This is a genomic window from Maribacter sp. (assembly GCF_039968975.1).
GTDB lineage: Bacteria > Bacteroidota > Bacteroidia > Flavobacteriales > Flavobacteriaceae > Maribacter.
Genome location: NZ_JBDVOT010000191.1, coordinates 1 through 8,190 on the forward strand (window position 1 = coordinate 1; position 8,190 = coordinate 8,190).

Here is an 8,190-nt window from a genome sequence, read left to right on the forward strand (position 1 = left end):
AACTTTTATACGGAAGGAGAACCTATTGTTAATGAATTACCAAATACTCCAGAGTTAATTAGTCCAAATCTAAACGAAGTTGTTCTAGAAACTTCCACCGTTTTGACTTGGAGCGCTATTGATCTTGATAATGATCAATTAACTTATGACATATATTTTGGTTTAAGTGCAAACCCTCAAATAATTGTAGAAAACTCTATAAATATGTCTTATGAAGTTGGATTAAGTAAAAATAGAATTTACTATTGGAGAATTGTAGCTAAAGATGAATATGGAGGAACTTCATTAAGTCCAATTTGGAGTTTTAGTACAAAGTGATAACTTATTAAAATTAATTGATTATAATATAACGATACACATTTCTTTAAATGAGATTTAGGTTGGGTTTTATAATTTTTCAATAAATTTAGTTTAACTATGATATAGGACTCTACAATCCCGCTAACCTCTACAACGCAACAAAATCACCAACAATTTCTTTTACAGCTATCTAAATATGCTTTTGAAGCAACCATACTTAGTTCCGTAGTGTACTTTTAAAAATTGGTTGCTGTAAGTACTAAATAACGTCACAGCTTTAGGTGATTCTTATAATCAACTATTTATTAATACCTTAAGAAGATGTTACAAGACATCTATTACAGCCTCCTTTGATATAACCAACTATTATATTGTGGAAAATAAAGAAATAGAACAGAAGGATCATCAGAAAGAACTGGAAAGGAAATCTGCAGACATTAAAGAAGGTAATGAATACAGTACTATTCTTAGTAGGGTTATTCATGAAGGAGAAGAAATTTTTAAGATAAAGAATAAAGCCATGTTTTTGAGCGCGGTAATTGCCGGTTTGGAAATTGGGTTTAGTTATTTTCTTATCTGTGCATTATACTATTTATTAAATGGTACCGTAGACACCAATATGATATTCAAACTTTTTGCAGTTGTATATCCTGTAGGCTTTATACTGGTTATCCTTGGGAAATCTGCCTTGTTTACAGAGCAAACCTCTGTACTGACTTTACCAATGCTGAATGGGCAAAGAAGTATATGGGAATTGTTTCGCGTTTGGGGCGTGGTTATTTTAGGTAATATCATTGGAGGTAATATTTTTGCTGCTTTTATTGGGTTATTGGCTCCCCATCTTAATCTTTTTACAGCGGAGACAATGATAGATATAGGTTCTCACGTTATAAAAGAGAGTTCATGGATACTATTAACGAGTGCCATTGTCGCTGGTTGGTTAATGGGGCTACTTACCTGGTTGCTGAACAGTACCATGAATTCTCTTACCCGTGTTATATTGATCATCATGATAACCGGCGTTATAGGTTTTGGAGGGTTTCATCATAGCATAGTGGGTAACATAGAAGTGTTCGGCGCGTTTTTACATTCTAATGATTTTAGTATGCTAGATTACTTATGGTTCTTGTTTTTAGCTTTACTAGGTAATAGTATTGGTGGCGCAGTAGTTGTGGGTCTTTTTAAATACAGAATTTTTGAATCAAACTATAAAGAAGGGGTCTAAACACTGTAAGTCCATATATTTATGTGATGTATATAGTAATTGCAGCGAACACCCATAACAATACTTTTTACTTTCTAAGTCATTAATAATTAGTATTACTACAACGGTCCATCATACACCTCAACAATAATTTATTCAACTCTACATTCCAGAGATTTTCTAGTTCTTCACGTTAATAATTAAATGGTATGCACTAATGATTTAACCTCAATCAAAATAGCTTGCGTACGGATAATCAGATTTGTATTAAAATAGGAAAGTGTATATGAGTGATAAATCATATCACCGATATATTTAATATGAAGTAAAAAAAATAATTGAATGAAAAGTGAAGTGACCAAATTTATATTGGCAGGTATTTTAGGAACAGTGGTAATGACCGGAATTATGTTAGTAGCACCAAACATGGGTATGCCCAAAATGGCACCCTGGAAATTATTAGCAGGAGCAATGAATGTACCAATTGCGGTAGGGTGGATTTTACATTTTATAATGGGTATTCTATTCGCGCTGTTTTACGGTTATGTATTTGCTCCTAAAGTCGCAATTTCTAACCTTTTCTTTAAAGGAATCGCTTTTGGTTTTGTGGCGTTAATATTGGCTCAAATAGGTATGAAAGTAATGGGGTTACTTTTTGAAATGCCGCCAATGGATGGTTCTATGCCGATGCGTTTACTAGCCATGCTAATTGGTCATGTGGTATTTGGTGTGGTCACCGTTAAAGTAATTGGTAAATAAGAAGACTATGAAAAAGACAGATTTTAGTACGTTAAAAGCAATTTTCATCAACTGTACCTTAAAGAAATCACCATCTAAAAGTCACACCCGTAATTTAATTGATGTGTCTGCCAAGATTATGAAATCTGAAGGAGTTGATGTAGAAATTTTAAGACTGGCAGATTATGATATACCTGTTGGTGTTCAGCCAGATATGACCGAAGCAGGATATGACAAAGATGAATGGCCTGTAATTTATGATAAGGTTATGGCTGCGGATATTTTGGTGATCGGTACACCTATTTGGTTGGGAGAGCGTTCATCGGTAGCTACAAAACTTATAGAACGTTTATATGCTATGAGCGGTTATCAAAATGACAAGGGGCAATACGTGTATTATGGCAAAGCCGGTGGTTGTATAATTACAGGTAATGAAGATGGCGTAAAACATTGTTCTATGGGGCTTTTATATTCACTACAGCATATAGGTTATAGCATACCGCCACAGGCAGATGCCGGGTGGATCGGTAGCGTTGGTCCTGGTCCTAGTTATGGAGATACGGAATGGGATGGTGAAAAAATGGACCCACCAGTAGGTTTCGATTCAGAATTTACTAACCGCAACACCACTTTTATGTCTTATAACCTTATGCATTTAGCGAAAATGTTGAAGGATAACGGTGGATATCCATCCTACGGAAACTCAAGAAAAGATTGGGATGACGGTACACGATGGAATTTTGAAAATCCGGAATATAGATAAACAAAGGATGGTTTTTACATCCAATTATAAAATTTAAAGAATACTATGATGAGTAAAAATGTATCAGAACAACTACTTGATATTTTACAAAGTGTTGGAATAGACAAAATATACGGAGTAACGGGCGATGCCTTGAATTTTTTCGTGAAAGCAATTGAAGAAAGAGACACTGTAGATTTTATCGGTATGAAACACGAGGGTAACGCATCTTTTGCAGCCTTTGGTGATAGCCAAACAAGTAATAAATTGGCGGTGTGCGCAGGTACCGTTGGTCCAGGTGCGTTGCATTTAATAAACGGCTTGTACAATGCCAAAAAAGAACGTACGCCGGTAATTGCCATTACAGGTCAAATTAACCAGAAACAGCAAGGTACCAACTATTTTCAAGAGGTAGATTTAAAAAAGGTCTATGATGATGTTTGTGATTATCAGGCAGTAATAGAAACTCCTGAACAAGCACCCATGGTCATACAACGCGCCATTAAAATTGCGATGGCAAATAATGCTGTTTGTAGAATAGAGCTGCCTGTTAATGTTGCCGAAATGAAAGCGGAAAACGAGGAATTTATTCATCCTATTAAAAAGTATACATCTCGTCTAGTGCCCGATGAAGCTAGTATAATTGAAGCGGCTAAGCTTTTAAATGGAGCTAAAAAAGTAGGTATTTTGGCAGGTGATGGTTGCCGTGAGAGTCGCGCTGCAGTACTAGAATTAGCTAAGAAATTAAAAGCACCAATTACACATAGTTTGCGTGCAAGCGATATTTTTGATCATGATACTGATAATGTAGTAGGTTTAACCGGTCTAATAGGAAATCCTTCTGGTTATAACGCTGTTATGAAGTGTGATTTATTGTTGATGTTAGGAACCGATTTTCCGTACATAGATTTTCTTCCACATAAAACAAAAACGATACAAGTAGATATACGCCAAGAAAATATTGGGAACAGAACATCAGTATCACTTGGTGTTTGGAGCGATATATCATCATTTTTAGAATTATTGAATCCGCGAATCGAGCAAAAAAGCGATTCCGACTTTTTAGATAAATTAAGAGGCAATTTCAAAGATTGGAGGGCTAATATGAAAGAACAAGCCTCCCCTACCCGTGACCATGAACCTTTACACCCACAAATATTTGCAGATTTGGTAAATGAACATGCAGCCAACGATGCAATTTTTACGGTAGAAACAGGTACGTCGGCTATTTGGGCTGCACATCATATATCTTTTCATAGTCAAAGACGGCTTATAGGTTCTTTTAACCACGGTTCTATGGCCGTTGGGTTGCCTTCTGCCATTGGTGCACAGTTTGCCAATAAGAATAAAGAAATATGGGCTTTCTGCGGTGACGGAGCATTTAATATGTCTATGCAAGATTTTATAACCGCCGTTAAACATGAATTGCCAATAAAAGTACTGGTATTCAATAATTCTGAGTTGAGCTTTGTAAAATTGGAGATGGAAGAAGCAGGTTTAGCAGCGAGTTTAGATGCCTTACATGAAACCAACGTAAATTTTGCCGAATATGCGAAACTTTGTGGAGGAGATGGTGTAAGAGTAGAACATGCTGAAGATATAGATGCAGCCATTATACAAGCTAAAGCGAGTAAAAAACCATTTATTATCGATGCTGTAGTAAGTAGTGGTGCATTGTCATTACCGCCACATATTGGTTTAAAGGAAGCTATAGGTTTTGGAACATCTAAAGTGAAAGAAGTTGGTCAAGTAATTAGTGGAGATAAGGGACAATGGGATAACCTTAAAAAGGAATTGTATTCTTATTTTGATTAAGGCTTGTCTGGTTATAGAATTATAACCGCAGTACATTTTAAAAGTGATTTTTTATATCTCAAATGTCAGATATAAAAAATCACTTTTTATTTAATTGAATTTTATACCCCATCTAACTTAAACTGCGTCACAAAATCATCATCAATATCTTTATAGCTATTGGTGCAATAAACATGGTCAATAGTTTCTTTGAGTTCCTCAAAACCATAGTTGAATTGCGCGTGGGTAACATAAAGGAAAACTTTTACGGCACCTAGCTTTTTCAACGCTTCTGCCAAGAATTTGAATGTTCTTCCACCATCGGCAAGATCATCGACAATTAAACATTGCTTGTCTTTTACATCACCTTGAATACTAATTACTGGAGCACCATCTACTCGTACTTTGTTAGATGGTACCAAATCGGCATTTAGCTTTTCTGCAATTTCATGGGTGGTTTTATACGCACCGGCATCTGGACTCACCAATACCGGATTCCCAATTTCATTATACGTTTTTTCAACAAAATCGAAATGAGATATTTTCTCTGCATTATCAATTAACGCCAATGAAATAGGACTATGTGGGTGTAAGATGGCAACGGAGTCGAATTTCATATCATTGATAAACTTACAAATGACTTTTAAATCGAACGACTCCCCTTTGTTGAATCGTCTATCAGAACGTTGTCCAATAAGGCAAAATATAGTCAGTTTAGCTATCGCTGTTTTGTTGGTCGCATTTTCAGCATCCCAAGCATCTTTTATGGCTGCAGCCTTGAACAGATCTTCATAACTGTTTCCTCTAATTTTAATATGAATATCTCCGCCTTCATTGATTTTAGCAGCTACTTGTCCGTCTTTAAATTTTTTAATTTCGTATTTCATATGCTATTTCTTATAGTTGAAATTATCTATTTCTTGTTTCAATATATGATTTGAGCTTCCGTAACTGACAATACTCACATCTAAGGGAGTTTTTCTGAATATCTCTAATGCGTTGAATAAAGATTCTAATATCCAATCTAGATCATTCCCAAAAGCCCCACCACCAACCAAGGTTAAAAATACCTTATTTGATTTATTATTTTTAAGATTTTGCATTGCCGTATTTAATGTGGCTTCATAGGTAGCTTCTAAAATTATTCTGGCGAAATTCTCCCAATAATACGATTCGATATGCGAATATGCTACAGGCAGTGCAGAACAATATATTTGAGATACTATCTGTTTTTTATCCGTCAGAGTAACTTCTGTATTCCATTGCGTACCAACTTTTAGTTTACCCTTTAGAAACTCTCTTTGGGCATCAGTAAAGCTTCCTAATTGCTTGTTAATGCTGAGCAAGCCTTCTTGACTTAAAAGAGCATAACCGTTCGTCATTTTCCATAATTGGAGCTCTTGATTATTAAGCTCTTTACCAATACCATCTAAACAATCGATCTGATATGCACCTGTTTGCCCAATTTGACCGTTAACCGGAGCAAAATAGTTTCTGTAAATAGTACCTGCACCGCATGCTATAGCGCAAGCAGGACCTTGGGTAAAATCATTTTCGTAAATACCAATTCCCGCACTAGGCGAAACCTCAGGACCTACCATTTCTAATAAATTAAACTGCGATGCAGCTTGAAATAACGCGTGCTCATTTCTAGGGTCGGCATGTAATTCTTGAATGTCGGCAACAACTTCAGCAACCTTTATTTTACCAGTACTGTCCTTGTTGGTTTGCTGTTCTCTTAATTCTTCTAAAGAAGAAACATCTAGTTTTCCAAATTGATAGGATTTGTTATTGATTTTAGAAATTAAATTCTGCCCGTCAATAGTGATATGATCACGCACATTTTTAGGTGATATTTCGTCAAATCCTGTCAATTCTTTAAACCACATCATTAGTAATTCTTAAAGATTCGTATTAATACGTTCTCTTATTTCTTGTATGCTCGTTTGGTTCACAAACTTTCCGTCTTCATAGATAACATGAAGCTCGCCCGTGTTTTCTTCTTCAGGTGTGACTTGGTCTACTAAGGCATATTCTCCATCTTGTAATGCTACTTTGACCAATCCTTTAGCAGATTTTTTAACTCCGTCATCGGTAATTGGATCTTTGAAAATTTCTCTACGTTCACCATTCACGACAACAGAAGTAGCTTTCATGGCAAAACCAAAGGTATCTCTAGTATTAAACTGGTAGGTGAAAGAACCAATACCCAACACTACGTTGGTCGTAGCAAAACCTTTATCGCTTAAACGCTGACAGATAGCCTCAGCCCTTTCAGTGGTAATACTGTCACCATAAATAGCGCCTATGTGACTATCCAATACTTTATAGCCCTGTTCGTTTACCGTACCGCCAAAAATATCCCAAAGTAGCTCCACCACCCCTTTATCTTTTGGAGTGTTACTCCCGAGAGTGGCAGACTCACCACATATGATATCAACAGGATCTCCGCTATCTGGTCTAATCACTAATTTACCATCTCTTGATAATACCTCTTCTTTAAGCTTTGGAAGGTATTCGGTCAGTACTTTCCATAAATCCCACGTATCACTAACTACAGATAAAATTCCTGTAGGATACGTATTCATTAAAGCTCTAAATGTACCAATTTCATCATCTTTTGTACCGGCACACATTACGGAGTGTTCGGTAGCATTTACAGAACCAACTACAAAACCTTTAGCTTTATAGTAATGACGTAAACTACTTATTACCGGTAAGGTATCTGAACCTAAAAATACAGATGCATGACCCATACCAGATGAAATGGCACTTTGCAAGCCGCCCATACCTCTCATAGAAAAATCGTGCCCTTGAAAATCAATGAAAGCCAAATTGTCCTTATCGGTCTGTAGGGTCCATTTTTTAAAAATTCGTTTGTAACATAGTGCGATAGAAGCCGATGTCATTGGCTGCCATAACATGGTAGATAAAATGGTTTCCAGGAAATTAGTAATCCAATAGAATTTTTTATCTGTATTTACAACGGTAACCATTGGTACTCTAATGGGAACCTCTACCCCTTCAACTATAGATTTTACTTTAATTGGCAAGTATTGAAGGTCGTGCAGTTCCTCATAATGTGTTACATCATAATCAGTGCCTAAATAAAGCGATAATTCTTCTTTTAGTTCATTACAAACCTGTGCTTTTGGCTTAGAAAAGAAGTTGTCCTGAAAATAATCATGCAACCATTTAAAAACATATTGTTGTCCAAAAGAAACTACTTTATCACAACCTTTAGGAGCATATTTATTACTTCTAGGGGTCCAGTTAGAATATACCTCTTCTGTGCCTTTAGGGTATTGTTGGTGGTGTCCTGTTTTATAACCGTCTGTTAATAGTAATCCGTTCATAATCTTAAATTTAGATACTGTTTTTCAACAGTGTTTTCGCTTCTGTAATGTTTTTG

The 8,190-nt window shown here is 35.9% G+C and carries 7 protein-coding genes and 1 pseudogene; 5 read left to right on the forward strand and 3 right to left on the reverse strand.

Annotated features, from left to right (window positions below; genetic code table 11):
* The 5 genes and pseudogenes from ABJI11_RS13100 to ABJI11_RS13120 all read left to right on the forward strand — a co-directional run.
* Nucleotides 1–318: pseudogene (locus tag ABJI11_RS13100) on the forward strand (hypothetical protein); the annotation flags it as partial.
* Nucleotides 319–673: 355 nt separating this feature from the next.
* Nucleotides 674–1,525 carry a formate/nitrite transporter family protein gene (locus ABJI11_RS13105; protein WP_348353006.1) on the forward strand — a complete coding sequence of 284 codons (852 nt, stop codon included), beginning with the start codon at nt 674–676 and terminating at the stop codon, nt 1,523–1,525.
* A gap of 321 nt (nt 1,526–1,846) precedes the next feature.
* A complete protein-coding gene (locus ABJI11_RS13110; RefSeq protein WP_348353009.1) occupies nt 1,847–2,263 on the forward strand; it encodes a DUF6789 family protein in 417 nt (138 codons plus the stop codon).
* Nucleotides 2,264–2,270: 7 nt separating this feature from the next.
* Complete coding sequence (locus tag ABJI11_RS13115; RefSeq protein WP_348353012.1) at nt 2,271–3,005, forward strand: flavodoxin family protein; 735 nt, start codon at nt 2,271–2,273, stop codon at nt 3,003–3,005.
* Between the two features lie 45 nt (nt 3,006–3,050).
* Nucleotides 3,051–4,799 (forward strand): thiamine pyrophosphate-dependent enzyme, encoded by a 1,749-nt coding sequence (locus ABJI11_RS13120; protein ID WP_348353015.1) that lies wholly within the window; start codon nt 3,051–3,053, stop codon nt 4,797–4,799.
* Between the two features lie 101 nt (nt 4,800–4,900).
* Here the strand turns inward: ABJI11_RS13120 and ABJI11_RS13125 are convergent, their stop codons facing one another.
* Genes ABJI11_RS13125 through ABJI11_RS13135 form a run of 3 tightly spaced genes read right to left on the reverse strand, consistent with a single transcriptional unit; the run spans nt 4,901 to nt 8,134 of the window.
* The gene (locus ABJI11_RS13125) at nt 4,901–5,665 is read right to left on the reverse strand and encodes a phosphoribosyltransferase family protein (protein WP_348353018.1); all 765 of its coding nucleotides are present in this window, start codon (nt 5,663–5,665) and stop codon (nt 4,901–4,903) included.
* Nucleotides 5,666–5,668: 3 nt separating this feature from the next.
* Nucleotides 5,669–6,670: a hypothetical protein gene (locus tag ABJI11_RS13130; RefSeq protein WP_348353021.1), complete on the reverse strand. Its 1,002-nt coding sequence runs from the start codon at nt 6,668–6,670 to the stop codon at nt 5,669–5,671.
* Between the two features lie 9 nt (nt 6,671–6,679).
* Nucleotides 6,680–8,134, reverse strand: coding sequence for a nicotinate phosphoribosyltransferase (locus tag ABJI11_RS13135; RefSeq protein WP_348353024.1), 1,455 nt, complete (start codon nt 8,132–8,134; stop codon nt 6,680–6,682).
* Between the last annotated feature and the right edge of the window lie 56 nt (nt 8,135–8,190).

Coding starts and splice junctions, on each gene's coding strand:
- ABJI11_RS13110 (WP_348353009.1), top strand. CDS start 1,847: ATGAAAAGTGAAGTGACCAAATTTATATTGGCAGGTATTTTAGGAACA.
- ABJI11_RS13115 (WP_348353012.1), top strand. CDS start 2,271: ATGAAAAAGACAGATTTTAGTACGTTAAAAGCAATTTTCATCAACTGT.
- ABJI11_RS13120 (WP_348353015.1), top strand. CDS start 3,051: ATGATGAGTAAAAATGTATCAGAACAACTACTTGATATTTTACAAAGT.
- ABJI11_RS13125 (WP_348353018.1), bottom strand. CDS start 5,665: ATGAAATACGAAATTAAAAAATTTAAAGACGGACAAGTAGCTGCTAAA.
- ABJI11_RS13130 (WP_348353021.1), bottom strand. CDS start 6,670: ATGATGTGGTTTAAAGAATTGACAGGATTTGACGAAATATCACCTAAA.
- ABJI11_RS13135 (WP_348353024.1), bottom strand. CDS start 8,134: ATGAACGGATTACTATTAACAGACGGTTATAAAACAGGACACCACCAA.